Here is a 333-nt window from a genome sequence, read left to right as displayed (position 1 = left end):
TGCTGACGCCTCCTCCCTGACTCAGACGTGCAGCCGCAGACGCTGCTGCACGGCGACTTTCAGCTGCAACTCCGGAGGCGGATTCACTGCAGATGGAGTCCGGCACGCTGAAGCTCTTCCGGGCTTCCTCAAGCCGGCGGGTTTCATTACTGAATATCATCTGCTGACGGGTGGCCTGCCCATCCTGTGCGATGACAGAGGCTAGCTTCTCTGAACTCTGGTTGATGGCTGTGCCGGTGGCTGTCTGCATACGGACCATCTCTGCCATCACGCCCTGAATGGCGGCCAGCTCCGGCATGATTTGTGTGGTGACAGGCTGGCTGGCCACTACGG

At 60.7% G+C, this 333-nt stretch carries 1 protein-coding gene; it reads right to left on the bottom strand.

Going from position 1 to position 333, the window contains the following annotated elements; genetic code table 11:
* A partial coding sequence (traW, locus tag E0D98_RS26255; RefSeq protein WP_165941088.1) for a conjugal transfer protein TraW occupies positions 1-333 on the bottom strand: 333 nt, incomplete at both ends.

The sequence above is a fragment of the Escherichia sp. KCJ4928 genome (assembly GCF_004352695.1).
Taxonomy (GTDB): Bacteria; Pseudomonadota; Gammaproteobacteria; order Enterobacterales; family Enterobacteriaceae; genus ECMA0423.
The sequence above is the reverse complement of the archived record's forward strand: the minus strand, read 5'-3'. Positions and strand labels throughout refer to the sequence as shown.